Source organism: Leisingera caerulea DSM 24564, assembly GCF_000473325.1.
Lineage (GTDB): Bacteria > Pseudomonadota > Alphaproteobacteria > Rhodobacterales > Rhodobacteraceae > Leisingera > Leisingera caerulea.
This window is the reverse complement of record NZ_AXBI01000021.1, coordinates 39978-53997: the sequence shown is the minus strand read 5'-3', so window position 1 is coordinate 53997 and position 14020 is coordinate 39978. Positions and strand designations below refer to the sequence as shown.

The window sequence follows — 14020 nt, the reverse complement described above, 5'->3', positions numbered from 1 at the left end:
GGAAATGGGTATGAAGTTCATCAAGGATATCATCGGCGAAAAGCGGGAACGGGTGCGCCTGGACGGCTCCGCCGCGCCAGCCGCGGAACCGGTCCAGCCGCCCGCAGAGGAGACCGGCAGCCGCGCGCCCCTCAGCCTCGGCCAAGGTTTCCGGCTGGACCCGGACCCGGCGCCGCACGCTCCAGCTGCCGCCGCGCCGCTGCCGGAGGATATCCGCGACCCGTTGGCAGCGCCCGGTGCAATCCCAGGGGAAGACGCCGCGGAGGCCTTCGGCAGCGTCGGCGGGAACGCGCCGGACGAGGACGCCATTGCCGCCTTCTTCGCCCGCGAGCAGAGCCAGGCCGAAGCCCCCTCAGCGCAGGACCGGCCGGACCCCGCCGTCTTCTTCGCCGCCCCGGACCATGACACCGCAGAAGCGGACCCTGCGGAAATGCCGGAAGAGGATTTCTTTGCCCCGCACGAGGATGAGGCGGAGGAAGACACAGCCGAGCCTCTCGGCGCGGAACCGGATTTCTCCCGACTGCAGCAGCCGGACCCGGCGGCGGACACCGCCAGGCCGTACCGGGTCTTCACACGCAGCAACGCTGCCGGGCCGGATCCGGACACCGCGGCAGACCGCGCCGGAACCGCACCAGCAGCCCCTGCCCCGGCACCGGCTCCGCTGCCGGAAGTTCAACCGGAGCCGGAACCGCTGCCGGAACCGGAGCTGGCCCGGACCCCCGTGGACGTTCAGGCCAGTGTTTCCCGGCCAGAGACCCCGGTCCAACAGGCTGCCCCGGCCCCGGCGCCTCAGCCCGCGCCGGAAGAACCGCAAGCCGCCGCGCCGCAAGCCCCTGACGCTGCGCCGATCGACGTGCCCGCGCCCTCGATGGGCCGCGGCGCCAGCCGCGCGGGCCGGGTCAAGACCCGCCTTCTGGGCTTCAGCCCGGCGCAGGCAGCAGGCGCCGACCCCTTCGCCCGCAGCGCAGAGGCCGCGGCGCCCGCCTACACCCAGTTTCCCGTCGGCTGGCTCGCCATCGTGCAGGGCCCGGGCCGCGGCGCCGCCTTTACCCTGTTCAGCGGCGTCACCGTCATTGGCCGCGGCGAGGATCAGACCGTGCGGCTGGACTTCGGCGACAACAGCATCTCCCGCGACAACCACGCTGCCATCGCCTTTGACCCGGAACAGAAAGCCTTCTTCATCGGCCATGGCGGCAAGGCCAACCTGGTGCGCCGCAACGGCCGCCCCGTGCTCAGCACCGAGGAGCTGTCGGCGGGCGACGTGATCCGGATCGGCGAAACCACCCTGCGCTTCGTGCCGCTGTGCGGCGCGGACTTCGGCTGGGACCAGCCGCAACACAGCGATGCCGCAGATGCTGCATACCGCTGAGATCGGATACGACGCCGCAACGGCGGTCAGCCAGGGCCGCCGCGAACGGCAGGAGGACGCGGTTGCGGCCGACTTCCCGGCCGGCACCGGCACCGGCTTTGCGGTGCTGGCCGACGGCATGGGCGGTCATGCGGCCGGCGACATCGCCAGCCGGATCGTGGTGACCGAAGTGTTCAGCGAGCTGAAGCTGCAAGCCGGGGACCCCGCGGCGCTGGAGCAGGCCATCGGCGCGGTGCTGCAGCAGGCCGCCAACGGCGCCGACGCCTGTCTCGGCGAATATGCCAGCCACCGGCCCCAGGCCCGCGGCATGGGCGCCACCCTGCTGGCCCCGGTGCTGTTTTGCGACCGGCTGTACTGGATCTCGGCCGGCGACTCGCCGCTCTACCTGTTCCGCGAGGGCAGCCTGATCCGGCTCAACGCCGACCACTCGATGGCGTCCGAGTTGGATAGCCTGGTGGCCGAGGGCCGGATGGACGCCGCCGAGGCCGCCAGCCACCCGGACCGCCACTGCGTCACCTCGGTGCTGACCGGCGCTGGCATCCCCCGCATCGACTGCCGCAGCGCCCCGCTGCGCCTGCAGGCGGGCGATATCGTGCTGGCCGCCAGCGACGGGCTGCAATTCCTGCCGGAAGCTGAAATCGCCGCGGTGCTGGCCGCCGAATGCCTGAGCCCCAGCGCCCGCATCGGCGCGGTGCTGATGCAGCGGCTGGAGGCGCTGAACGCGCCCGAGCAGGACAATGCTGCGCTCTGCGTGATCAAACCCTTCGATGCGCGCGCGGCAGACCCGGAGCCGGCACAGCCCGCACCGCCGCAGCCGGAAACCGCAGCGCCACGGCCCCGCGCCGGCCGCCGCGTCGTGACCCTGCTGGCCTCCGCGACATGGCGCTCCGCGCCTGCTGCCAGCCAGAACAAGACGGATGCACCGGTGTGAGCCTTCCCCAGAGAGACATATCCCCGCTTGCAGGCCAGCTGGAGCAGACCCTCAGCACCGGGCTGCTGCCGCCGGATGTCACCGGCTGGGGCAGCCAGTTGCTGCAACGGCTGCGCCAGCCGGTCCAGGTCGCCGTCACCGGCGCCCCGGGCACCGGCAAATCGGCGCTGACCGACATGCTTCTGGGCCGGGTGGTCATTGGCAAGAACGCCGCGGGCCTGCCGGTCGAGATCTGCCACGGCCCCGAGGAGCGGGTGGTGTTCGACACCCATGCGGGCGAACGCCTGCAGCAGGCAGGCTGCCTGGCAAGCACCGCCGTGCCGCCGGGCGCGGTGCGGGCGCGCCAGTATCTGCCCGACCCCCGGCTGCGCTCCCGCAGCTACACCGAAATCCCGCTGGCAGGCCCGCCTGCCCGCCAGCAGGATACGCTGCAGCAGGCCGCCGCCATGGCGGACATCATCCTGTGGTGCAGCGAAACCTTCTCTGAGGCCGAGCAGTCCCTTTGGTCGGCCGTGCCCGACAGCACCAAGGATCACAGCTTCCTGGTTCTCACCATGGCCGACCGGCAGATCATGCGCGGCACCCTCCCCGGACTGATCGAGTCGCTGGAACCGGTCGCGGCAGAGGAGTTTCTCGGCGTCTACCCGGTGGCCGCGATTCAGGGCCTGACGGCGCAGGCGGCGGCCAGGCCGGCAGAGGATCTGTGGCGCTCCAGCGGCGGCAAGCAGCTGGCCGAAGACGTGCAGCGCCAGATCGGCCTGGGCCGCGCTTCGGATGCGGATCAGGCCGAACTGCTGATCCGCCAGTTCGGCGGCACCCTCCCGGCAGAGCCTCCGCAGCCGCCCGCCGCTCAAACCGCCAGGGCCGCCAGCGCGCCGCAATCCCCCGCCGCCAGCCTGGCCGCGGCGCTGGACCAGCTGAAAAGCGGCGCCGAGGACATGCTGGCCCAGGCCGAAGCCGCCGGCGGCCCCCAGGCGGGTCCCGTCCTGGCGCAATGCATGGACCTGATCCGCGGCCTGTCCAGCTCGCTGGAGGCCATGCCCGGCAGCGAGGCGGTGAGCGCCGCCCGCGAGGCCGCCCAGGACGGCGAGGAGCTGTTGATGCTGTGCCAGCTGGAACAGGATGAGGACGCGGCCATCGACGCGGTGACGCTGCTTTTCCAACTGAAGAAGGAGCTTGCCGAAGACTCCCCCGGATAAAGCCCGCGCCCGGAAAAGCGCCTGAAAACAAGCCAATGCAGGAACAGCAGATTCAACCATGAACATGGAAGCCCAGATCGAGAGTGCAACAGACATCCGCGCCTCCGCGCGGCCGACCAACCTGAACGCCGGGCTGGAGCCGCTGGCGGGTTTTGCCCGCAAGGCGCAGCGGCTGGAGACCGCGCTGGCCACCCTCGCGGAGGTGTCGGGCGTGCGCGTTCAGCGCAGCCTGGCCCGGCTGCAGGCAGAGCTTGGCACGTTTGAGCCCAGCGTCACCCTGCTGGGGCAGGTGAAATCCGGCAAGACCTCTTTGGTGAACGCGATGGCGGGCTGGGCCGACCTGCTGCCGTCGGACGTGAACCCCTGGACCTCGGTTGTCACCTCCCTGCACCTGGAGCCGGGCGAGACCCGCACCGAAAACAAGGCCAGCTTCCAGTTCATGACAGAGGAAGAATGGGACCGGCTGACCACCAAGGGCGGCCGCATCGGCGAAATGGCGGGCCGCGCCGGCGCGGGCAGCGAGCTGCAAAAGATCCGCGCCCAGATCGAGGAAATGCGCGAACGCTCCCGCCAGCGGCTGGGCCGCAAGTTCGAGCTCTTGATGGGGCAGAAACACGACTACGGCTATTTCGACAAGAACCTGATCGAACGCTACATCTGCCTCGGAGATGACTTCGATGACGCAGGCCTGGGCGAGGTCGACGAACAGGGCCGCTTTGCCGACATCACCCGCGCCGCCGATCTGTACCTCAACTGCCAGTCCATTCCCCACCGCCTCTGCCTGCGCGACACGCCCGGCGTCAACGACACCTTCATGATGCGCGAGCAGATCACCATCCAGGCGATCCGCGACAGCCGCATCTGCGTGGTGGTGCTGTCGGCGGGCCAGGCCCTCACCTCGGTCGACATGGGCCTGATCCGGATGATCTCCAACCTCAAGTCGCGCGAGGTTGTGATTTTCGTCAACCGCATCGACGAGCTGGCCGACCCCGCAAACCAGGTGGCCGAGATCGAGGCCAGCATCCGCCAGACACTGGAAGCCCATCATGGCCCGCAGGAGGCCACCATCCTCTTTGGCAGCGCCTATTGGGCCAACAAGGTGCTGACCGGCGGGCTGGAGGATATGGATCCGTCCAGCTCCGCCGCGCTGCTGAACTGGGCCGAAGCCTCGGTCAATGCCTCCCACGCCAAGGCCACCGCTCAGAACATGGTGTGGGAGCTGTCGGGCATCCCGGCCCTGAACCGCGCCGTTTCCGAACGCATTGCTGCCGACCTCGGCACCCCGCTGCTGGCCCGCATTGCCGCCTCCGCCACCACCGCCGCCACCGGCCAGCAGGCTGCCAACGCGGTCATGGTTCAGGGCGAAGGCAGCAGCGGCGGCGCCAATCTGCACGACGTCCGCACCGCTTTTGAGGATCTCTGCCAGACCCATCTGCAGGCGCTGGAGGCGGAGGCGGGCCAGGTGCTCGACGCCTTCCGCGACCGCGCCGACCGGGCGCACGCCACCTTTACCGACCGTGCCACGCACGCGCTGATCGACCACCTGGAGAAATGGGGCGAGGATTGCCATTGGGAATACGACCCGGCCGGGCTGCGGATGCTGCTGCGCTCTGCCTACTCCGTCATGACCAGCCGCCTGCAATCCGCTGCGCAGAACCGGTACGAGGCCGCGGTGCAGGATGTGGCGGAGCTGCTTTACGACGGCTTCGGCCCGGCGGTCGAGGGCATCCAGCTGGCAGTGCCCGAGGTGCCCCAGCCCGCCTCACCCGTCGCCCTGGCGCAGTCCATCGCACTGGATTTCAACGACAGCTGGTGGGCCTCCTGGTGGCGCCGCACCCGCGGCTACAAGGCCTTTGCCAAGCAGTTCCGCAGCCTGATCGCGGGCGAGACAGAGGACTTCATGACCCAGCTCAAGACCGTGCAGACCGCGGACGCCCGCGCCGCCATCCATGCCCGGCTTCAGGCCTTTTTCGACGAACAGCGCGACATCTTGCTGGAAATCGCCGACTGCCGCCGCGGCGGCGGCGACATGCAGGCGCTGTTCGCGGGCGATGAGGCCCGCCGCCGCCAGTCCCGGACCGCCGCCGCCTTGGAAACCCTCAGGAGCTTCACCGCATGAACCAGCAAACCGCCATTCCCGCCCCCCTCGCCGCGGACGCGGCCCCGGCGCGCAAGCCCCGCCTGGCGCTGATGGGGGAATTCAGCGCCGGCAAAAGCACGCTGACCAACCTGCTGGCCGGCCGCGCCCCGCTGCCCACCCGCGTCACCGCCACCCGGCTGCCGCCGGTCTGGCTGTCGCACGGGCCGGAGGGCGCCAGCCTCACCGGCACCGACGGCAGCGAAACCCCGGTGCCGCTGGAGGACATAGCCGAAGCGCCGCTGGAGAGCACCGCACTGATCCGCCTGACCCTGCCCGCCGAGGCGCTGGAACTCTGCGACCTGATCGACATGCCCGGCATCTCTGACCCGAACATGCCCGCCAGCGTCTGGCAGGCGCTGCTGCCCGAGGTCGACAGCGTGATCTGGTGCACCCATGCCACCCAGGCCTGGCGGCAGTCCGAAGCCGCCGCGTGGGAGGAGATCTCCAGCCGCCTCAGCGGCCCCAGCACCCTGCTGATCACCCACTTCGACAAGCTCCGCAATCCCCGCGACCAGGACCGCGTGCTGCGCCGGGTGCAAAAGGAAACCGGCGATGCCTTCAACGCCATCTTCCCGCTGTCGCTCAGCCAGGCGCTGACCGCGGGCGAGGATATGGAGGCGTGGAAGACCAGCGGCGCCGACCGCTTTATCGAATATCTGGTGGACCTGCTGCTGAACTGGGCAGAGCCCGGCCGCCGCCCGGACAGCGCCGCAGCCCCGGCGCGGCCCCAGGCTGCCCCGCACGCCGCACCGCAAGCGGGCGAAGGTCCGCGCGCCGAAGTGCTGGATTTCGGCAGCAAGCGCGAGGCCGCCGCCCAGGCACAGCCGCAGACACAGGCGCAACCGCAGCCACCTGCGGCCGCCGACAGCGCCGATCCCGCCAGCCGGGTAATGCCGCGCCGCGTGGCGCCTCCGGCCAAGCGCAGCCAGCGCCCGGGCCGCGCCCGCCCCGAAACCCAGCCCGCCGGAGACTGAAACCGCCATGCCAGCCGCTGCCGCCCCGGATTGCCCGCACCGCGAAGGAGACCCAAGGTGACGCTTGCCTGCCAGCTCGACACCCTGCGCCAAAGCGCGGACGGCTGCCGACTGGCGGCCTTCGGCGATCTGGGCGCAAGCATCGTTTTGCGCAGCAGCAGCGCCGCCAGCCACCCGCAGGAATACCTCGACGCGCTGTGCCAGCAGGCCCGCCGCGGCTTCCTGATGCTCGACGCCGCGGTGCAGGCCGGGCCGGAGGCGGCAGCGCCGCCTGCCGATGACATTCTGATGCTGGCCCCGGGCGAGGCCCGCCTCTGCATCCGCGCGCCCGACGGCTCCGGCGACGCGCTGCTGTGCGTCTGCAGCGATGCCGGCACTGCCGCCCGCCTCGCCGCACCGGCGCGGGCACTGCTGGCCCGTCTCGGCGGAGGGGCAGGATGACCAGCCCTGCCCGCCAGCTCCCAGGCGCTGAGCCCGCCACGGACGCGCTGCACCAGGCGCTGCGGCAGCTGGCGCAGCCGGTGCAGGCGCTGACCGCCCGCGCGCAGCGCGCCGCCGCGGGGCAGGAGCCGCTGCTGGATGCCCTGCTGCGCGAAATCGGGGAAACCGTGCTGCCGCGCGAAATCACCCTGTGCATCGGCCAGACCCCCGCCGCCGTCCTCACCGCCGCCCACCGCAGGCTTGCAGGCCTCAGCCTGGGCGGCACGGCGGAGGCCGGAGACGCACCGGAAGACCCCGCCGCCGCAGCCCGGCTGTTTGCCGCCCGGCTGAACAGGCTGGAGGCGGCGGCCGCAGGCACCGGCGTCACCTTCCGCCGCCGCCCCTGCGCAGCGCCGCAGGGCGCGGGCAGCTGCACCGCCGCCCAGCTGCAAGAGGCCCTCGCGGCTGCCGGCCGCAGCCCTCTCAGCAGCTTCCGCAGCGCCGCCGCCCCTCAGGCCTTGGCGTGGATCCATTGCGGCCCCGGCGGCCAAGCGCCTGACACCGGAGGGCCTGAGCCCCTGCTCAACCAGCTGCAGGCGGTCCGCAGCACCTTTGCCGCCAGCGCCGCCCGCCCGGGCTCCGCCAGGATGCCTGCGCGCAAGCCGGACTGCCTGCTGCTGCCCGTGTCCCCTGACGTCCGCATCCTTGCGGCCTCGCATGAGGAGGAACTGCTGCTTCTGGCCCTGCCGCCCGCGGCCGTCCCCGGCTTGATCGAAACCTGGAACAGCTTCTTTTCCTGAGCTCTCCCGCCCCGGCGCGGGTCAGACCGTGCAGCCCGCCGGGCCGCAGCTGCCCGCGGCTCCGGCCCCGACCGGCGCATCGCCCGCCGCCGCCGGCGCGCCCTCCGCCATCAGCGCGGCAATTTCCGCCCCCAGCCGCAGCTCCGAGACCTCGCCGAAGTGGTGCGCGCCCAGCTCTCCGTCCTTTCCGATCAGCAGGAGGCTGGGCGTGCCGCGCATCCCATAGGCCTCCATCGTGCGCGGCAGCGGCCCGTCGCCGGGACGGTCGACGCCGACCGGAAAACTGATCCGGTATTCGTGCAAAAACGCCTCCAGCGACACCGGCGTCATCGCCGCGTGATGCTCAAACACCGTGTGCAGCCCCAGCACCGCCACCTGGTCCTGCGGAAAGGCCGCGCGCACCCTCTGCGCCAGCGGCAGCCCGTGGCGCACACAGCCGGGGCACAGCATCTGAAACGCCTCGATCACCACCACCCGGCCCCGCAGCGACTGCAGGGTGACGGGACCGGGACTGTTGAACCATTGCTCAGTATCGAGTTCGGGGGCGGGCATGTCTTTCTCCTTGTCTCCGCTCGGTCAGAGGCGCCGCCCCGGCCCGCCCGCAAACGGGGCCGCCGGGGCAGCAAATGTCACAGCTTGCCCGGCAGGCTCAGATCGCCGGAGGCCACATCGAACACGTCGGTAACGCACAGCAGCGGCGCGTGGATATTTGCGTTCACCCGCAGCGCCGCTGTCACCCCGTCATAGGCCGCGCCCTCCAGCGCCACGCCGCGGCCAAAGGCTGCCGTCACCGCAATTTCCGGCCCGTCGAACACCGGCGAGAACCCGGGGCTGTCGAGGAAGATGGGAAACCCCGGCCACGTCGCGGGCAGCTGCGGCTCCTCCCCTTCCGGAATGTCCCGCACCGCCAGCGCGCCGGGGCCGCAGGCCTCTGTCGGGGTCAGCACCACCCAATGGCTGTGCCAGACCACCCCGTCGTTGGCCGGATCGCCGTCCTGGTTTTCATCAAACAGCGGCGTGTCATCGAAATCCGGATGGCTGGTCGCCGCCAGCGCCAGAATGCCGGTGCCGCCCTCGAACCCCACCGCCGACGGGTCCAGCGAGGTCGGCCAGACGTAGGAGAGCACGCCTGCCCCGCCCACGGCGCCCGCTGCTTCCGGCACCTCAGTGCCCGCGTCGCCGTTGGTGGTCATGTGAAAGGTCACCAGGTTGCCCTTGCGCTGCGCATGCGCCGCCAGAATGTCAAATGCCGCCCGCGTTCCCTCCGCTGCCGCCGACAGGACCGCGCCGTCCTGTTTGACCGCAGGGGTGTGGCCCTCATCCGCCATGGCTGCACCCGCAGCCAGCATCAGCGCCACGCCCGAAATAAATGAAATCCGCATTGCAATATCTCCGTTATGTCCTTTGTGATGCTCTCTTTTAGTTTCGAGTCGATACGTTTTGCAAGTATTATTTCGACTCGACACTATTTGGAGCACGCCAGCCCCCCTGCCGATGGGGCCTCGCACGGAGATTGCGGCCGCGCTGGAATTGCAGGCGGCCGCAGCACAGCTGAACTGTCAGATCACAAAACCCGGCTCAGACGGTTTTCACTTCCCGGGCGCCTTGTAGGCGCCGGCAATGCCGCCCGCCTTCTTCTGCATTTCGGTGAACTCATCCGAGGAGAAGGCCCGCACGGTCTTGAGGTTGCTGACTGCACCGCTGGCGCCGACAGCCAGCAGGCCGGCCAGCAGGGCAGAGACGTCATCAATGGTTACAGTGATCGCAAAATCGCTTTCACCCGTGGTCAGATAGAAATTCTCCTGGGTGCCGCCCGCTGCTTCGACAACAGCCCGCGACGCAGACTCGCGGTCGCTTGGGCTTTCGACCATCGCCTTCATGGCAGAGGACGTGTAACAACCGGTCACAATAAATCTTGGCATTCTGACTCTCCCTGGGGGTGGTGAGGCGAGCCGCTCCTGGGCACGATGCCGGACAGTCCGGCCCGCATGCCCCCGGGGCCGGATGATAGCACAGACCGGGCCGTTTGGCATTTGAAACCGGGCAAAGGTTCCGCGCCCGTCCTAAGCGCTGACCGGAAGCGCGGCGCTGATCGCCTCTGCCAGCACCCGCACGCGCCGCGGCTGCGCGCGCCCCGGCGGAAACATCATCTGCAGCGGATTGGGCGGCGGCAGATAGTCTTCCAGCAGGGCCACCAGCCGTCCGGCCTTCAGGTCACCGGCCACATCCAGCTCCGATTTCAGGATGATCCCCTGCCCCGCCAGCGCCCATTGCCGCACCAGCCAGCCGTCATTCACGGTTTTGTTGCCGCGCACGGTCACCGCCTGCTGTGCCTTGCCACTGCCAAAGCGCCAGACATTGTCCAGGGTCCGCCCGAACCGCATCACCAGGCAATTGTGCTGCGCCAGATCCCCGGGCGACTGCGGCGCGCCATGCGCCGCGATATAGGATGGCGCGGCGCAGACGATCCGCTGGAACTCCCCCAGGCTGCGGATGCGCAGGGTGCTGTCGGTCACCGCGCCAAACCGCAGCGCAATGTCGAACCCCTCGCCGACGATATCGACATAGCCGTCGGACAGCGACAGCTCGACCGAAATCGCAGGATGCTCCGCGGCGAAACCCGCCACTACATCCGACAGGATGCTGCGGCCCAGATCCACCGGCGCGCTGACCCGCACCGGCCCCGACAGCGTCTGCGCCCCGTGGCGGATGCGGGCGTCCAGATCATCGACCTCGCCCAGCACCAGCCGGGCGCCCTCCACCAGCGTCCGCCCCGCCTCCGTCAGGCTGATGGAGCGGGTGGTGCGATTGAACAGGACCACGCCGTAATGCGCCTCCAGCGCCGCCAGCCGCTCCGACACGGTGGTGGCCGACAACCCCAGCTCGCGCCCGGCGGCGACCAGGCTGCCCTTCTCGGCGATCATCAGGAACAGGCGGATATTGTCGATCAGCATTATACGGATTCCCCGGATTATCATTCCGACCCTGGCCCGTTTATCCGGAAATCTCCAGCGCGTATCTTTCCCTCAGCACAGAAACACCCAAGGAACCTAGCCAATGCCCAACCTGACCATCGTCGCCAACATCACCGCCAACCCCGGTAAAACCGAGCTGGTGAAGGCCGAGCTGGAAAAGCTGATCGCCATCACCCGCGCCGAGGATGGCTGCATCACCTACGATCTGCACCAGGACAACGAAAACCCCGCCCATTTCATGTTCTATGAAACCTGGGAGAGCCGCGCGCTGTGGCAGACCCACATGCAGGCCCCCCATCTGGCCGCCTACATGGACGCCACCGAGGGCGCAGTGGCCGAATTCACCCTGCACGAAATGACCCTGATCGGCTGAGCCGGCGCAAGGAAGGACACGACATGAAAGCTGTAGGCTACACCAGCACCGGCCCCATCGACCGCCCCGGCGCGCTGATTGATTTCGAGGCCGACAAGCCCGAACCCGCCGGCCACGACCTGCTGGTCCGGGTGCAGGCGGTCTCGGTCAACCCGGTGGACTGCAAGATCCGCCAGCGCCGCGCCCCCGAAGGCGACAGCCCCGCCATCCTCGGCTGGGACGCGGTGGGCGAGGTCGCCGCAACCGGCGAGGCCGCCACCCGGTTCAAACCCGGCGACCGCGTCTGGTACGCCGGCGCCATCGACCGCCCCGGAACCAATGCCGAATACCACCTGGTGGACGAACGCATCGCGGGCCATGCCCCCGCCTCCGCCGCCAATGCCGCCGCCGCGGCGCTGCCGCTCACCACGCTGACCGCTTATGAGATGCTGTTCGACCGCCTGGACGTCACCCGCCCGGTGTCCGGTGCAGCCAATGCGGTGCTGATCATCGGCGGTGCCGGCGGCGTCGGCTCGATTGCCATCCAGCTGCTGAAACAGCTGACCGATGCCACCGTCATCGCCACCGCCTCACGCCCTGAAACCCAGGACTGGGTGTGCAAACTCGGCGCCGATCACGTGATCGACCACTCCCAGGCCCTGCCCGGCCAGATCGCCGCGCTTGGCATCGGCGCCCCGGCCTTTGTCTTTGCCACCCAGCACTCCGGCAGCTACGTGCCGCAGATTGCAGAGCTGATCGCACCGCAGGGCCGCTTCGGGCTGATCGACGATCCCGAAAGCTTTGACATCATGCCGTTCAAGGGCAAGTCCGTGTCGATCCACTGGGAAATGATGTTCACCCGCCCGGTCTTCGCCACCGCCGACATCGCCCGCCAGGGCGCCATCCTCGATGAGGTCGCCGGGCTGGTCGATGCGGGCCGCATCAAAACCACCGCAACCGAAGCCTTCGGCGTCATCAACGCCGCCAATATCACCCGCGCCCACGCGCTGCTGGAGAGCGGCAAGGCCCGCGGCAAGATCGTGCTGGAGGGCTTCTGACGGCCCGCTGCCAACTGGTCAGGAAGCCGGCGGGAACACCGCCGTCTTCTTGACTGTCCCGTAAACGAAACTGGTGTCGATCGAGGCAATGCCGCCAATCGGGTGAATGCGGTTGCGGATAAAGCTCTCATAAGCCTCCAGGTCCGGCACCAGCACCCGCAGCTGGTAATCCATCGCCCCGGTCAGCACATGGCACTCCAGCACCTCGTCCATCCGCCGTACCCGGCCCTCAAAGGACTGCACGTCGGTTTCATTGTGCCGCTCCAGCCGGATCCGCACAAAGACGGTGATCGCCATGCCATAGGCCGTAGCGTCCACATCGGCGCTGTAGCCGCGGATCACCCCGCTGGCCTCCAGGTTCCGCACCCGGCGCAGGCAGGGCGAGGGCGACAGGTTCACCGCCTCGGCCAGATCCTGGTTGGTCATCCGCCCGTCGCGCTGCAAGGCGCGGATGATCTGTCTGTCTTTGCTGTCCATGAGACCCTCTATTGGCAGATTATGCCAATTTGTACGCGTAAGATAGCATAATTGGCAATCCACCACCCTCCAGACAGGCGCAATATGGCAATAACAGAGATCAGGAGCCAGACATGACCCGTTCCGCAGGATTTGCCACCCGCGCCATTCACCACGCCTATGACCCGCAGGACCACGACGGGGCGCTGACCCCGCCGCTGCACCTGACATCGACCTTCACCTTTGAAACCGCCGAGGCCGGCGGCGAGATGTTCGCGGGCGAGCGCGCGGGCCATATCTACAGCCGCATCTCCAACCCCACCTGCGACCTGCTGGAACAGCGCATCGCAGTGCTTGAGGGCGCCGAGGCGGGCCTGGCCCTCTCCAGCGGCATGGGCGCGATCACCGCAGTCCTGTGGACGCTGCTGTCGCCCGGCGACGAGGTCATCGTCGACAAGACGCTCTATGGCTGCACCTTTGCCTTCATGCGCCACGGGCTGGCGAAATGGGGCGTCACCATCACCCACGTCGACATGACCGACCCGGAAAACCTGCGCGCAGCAGTGTCGGATAAGACCCGCGTCGTCTATTTCGAGACCCCGGCCAACCCCAACATGCGCCTGGTCGACATTGCCGCCACCTCTGAAATCGCCCATGCGGCGGGCGCCACGGTGGTGGTCGACAACACCTATGCGACCCCCTACCTGACCCGCCCGATCGAACACGGCGCCGACATCGTGCTGCATTCCGCCACCAAATACCTGGGCGGCCACGGCGATGTGGTGGCTGGCCTGGTCGTGGGCACCGCCGAGCAGATCGCCGAAATCCGCCTGGTCGGCATGAAGGACATGACCGGCGCCGTGATGGCCCCCTTCAACGCGATGCTGATCCTGCGCGGCATCAAGACCCTGAACCTGCGGATGGACCGCCACTGCGCCACCGCCCGCACCGTCGCCGCCTACCTTGAGGCGCACCCAGCCGTCGGCGCGGTCTATTTCCCCGGGCTCGACAGCTTTCAACAGCACGCCATCGCGGAGCGCCAGATGGACCAGCCCGGCGCCATGATCGCCTTCGAGGCCAAGGGCGGCCTGACCGGCGGCATCGCCCTGATGAACCGCCTGCAGATGATCCAGCGCGCGGTGTCACTGGGCGACGCGGAGACCCTGATCCAGCACCCGGCCTCGATGACCCACTCCACCTACACGCCGGAAGAGCGCGCCGAGCACGGCATCAGCGACGGCCTGATCCGCCTGTCGGTCGGGCTGGAGGACGCCGAAGACATCATCGCCGATCTGGAGCAGGCCCTGCCCCCCGCAGCCCTCCAGGCCGCCGAATAAACCGCCAGT

At 69.1% G+C, this 14020-nt stretch carries 15 protein-coding genes; 10 read left to right on the top strand and 5 right to left on the bottom strand.

All coding sequences use genetic code 11. The annotated features are described in order from the left end of the window. Positions 1-10 precede the first annotated feature (10 nt). Genes CAER_RS28875 through CAER_RS0106795 form a run of 7 tightly spaced genes read left to right on the top strand, consistent with a single transcriptional unit; the run spans position 11 to position 7833 of the window. Positions 11-1369: an FHA domain-containing protein gene (locus CAER_RS28875; protein ID WP_051357747.1), complete on the top strand. Its 1359-nt coding sequence runs from the start codon at positions 11-13 to the stop codon at positions 1367-1369. After that, positions 1353-2300, top strand: coding sequence for a PP2C family protein-serine/threonine phosphatase (locus CAER_RS0106820; protein WP_027234644.1), 948 nt, complete (start codon positions 1353-1355; stop codon positions 2298-2300). The genes CAER_RS28875 and CAER_RS0106820 overlap by 17 nt, the downstream gene beginning before the upstream one ends. Next, the gene (locus CAER_RS0106815) at positions 2297-3499 is read left to right on the top strand and encodes a hypothetical protein (RefSeq protein WP_027234643.1); all 1203 of its coding nucleotides are present in this window, start codon (positions 2297-2299) and stop codon (positions 3497-3499) included. Before CAER_RS0106820 ends, CAER_RS0106815 begins: the two co-directional genes overlap by 4 nt. 58 nt (positions 3500-3557) lie before the next feature. Beyond that, on the top strand, positions 3558-5618 hold the full coding sequence (locus tag CAER_RS0106810) for a dynamin family protein (protein ID WP_027234642.1): 2061 nt from the start codon (positions 3558-3560) through the stop codon (positions 5616-5618). After that, positions 5615-6613 (top strand): dynamin family protein, encoded by a 999-nt coding sequence (locus tag CAER_RS0106805; RefSeq protein WP_027234641.1) that lies wholly within the window; start codon positions 5615-5617, stop codon positions 6611-6613. The genes CAER_RS0106810 and CAER_RS0106805 overlap by 4 nt, the downstream gene beginning before the upstream one ends. A gap of 57 nt (positions 6614-6670) precedes the next feature. Beyond that, positions 6671-7054 (top strand): hypothetical protein, encoded by a 384-nt coding sequence (locus CAER_RS0106800; protein ID WP_027234640.1) that lies wholly within the window; start codon positions 6671-6673, stop codon positions 7052-7054. Continuing rightward, the gene (locus CAER_RS0106795) at positions 7051-7833 is read left to right on the top strand and encodes a hypothetical protein (protein ID WP_027234639.1); all 783 of its coding nucleotides are present in this window, start codon (positions 7051-7053) and stop codon (positions 7831-7833) included. Before CAER_RS0106800 ends, CAER_RS0106795 begins: the two co-directional genes overlap by 4 nt. A gap of 21 nt (positions 7834-7854) precedes the next feature. Here CAER_RS0106795 and CAER_RS27740 read toward each other — a convergent pair whose 3' ends face one another. The 4 genes from CAER_RS27740 to CAER_RS0106775 form a co-directional block, all read right to left on the bottom strand. Beyond that, positions 7855-8385, bottom strand: a complete 531-nt coding sequence (locus tag CAER_RS27740) for a redoxin domain-containing protein (RefSeq protein ID WP_036797118.1) — start codon at positions 8383-8385, stop codon at positions 7855-7857. A gap of 77 nt (positions 8386-8462) precedes the next feature. Further along, on the bottom strand, positions 8463-9215 hold the full coding sequence (locus tag CAER_RS0106785; protein WP_027234638.1) for a hypothetical protein: 753 nt from the start codon (positions 9213-9215) through the stop codon (positions 8463-8465). Between the two features lie 207 nt (positions 9216-9422). Next, positions 9423-9755: a GYD domain-containing protein gene (locus CAER_RS0106780; RefSeq protein ID WP_027234637.1), complete on the bottom strand. Its 333-nt coding sequence runs from the start codon at positions 9753-9755 to the stop codon at positions 9423-9425. 141 nt (positions 9756-9896) lie between these two features. Beyond that, complete coding sequence (locus CAER_RS0106775; protein WP_027234636.1) at positions 9897-10787, bottom strand: LysR family transcriptional regulator; 891 nt, start codon at positions 10785-10787, stop codon at positions 9897-9899. A 103-nt stretch (positions 10788-10890) separates the two neighbouring features. Between CAER_RS0106775 and CAER_RS0106770 the strand changes: the two genes are divergently transcribed. Further along, positions 10891-11181: a putative quinol monooxygenase gene (locus CAER_RS0106770; protein WP_027234635.1), complete on the top strand. Its 291-nt coding sequence runs from the start codon at positions 10891-10893 to the stop codon at positions 11179-11181. Between the two features lie 23 nt (positions 11182-11204). Continuing rightward, positions 11205-12218, top strand: coding sequence for a zinc-binding alcohol dehydrogenase family protein (locus CAER_RS0106765; RefSeq protein WP_027234634.1), 1014 nt, complete (start codon positions 11205-11207; stop codon positions 12216-12218). Positions 12219-12236: 18 nt separating this feature from the next. Here CAER_RS0106765 and CAER_RS0106760 read toward each other — a convergent pair whose 3' ends face one another. Continuing rightward, positions 12237-12695, bottom strand: a complete 459-nt coding sequence (locus tag CAER_RS0106760; RefSeq protein ID WP_027234633.1) for an Lrp/AsnC family transcriptional regulator — start codon at positions 12693-12695, stop codon at positions 12237-12239. Between the two features lie 113 nt (positions 12696-12808). Between CAER_RS0106760 and CAER_RS0106755 the strand changes: the two genes are divergently transcribed. Next, positions 12809-14011, top strand: coding sequence for a methionine gamma-lyase (locus CAER_RS0106755; RefSeq protein ID WP_027234632.1), 1203 nt, complete (start codon positions 12809-12811; stop codon positions 14009-14011). Positions 14012-14020 lie beyond the last annotated feature (9 nt).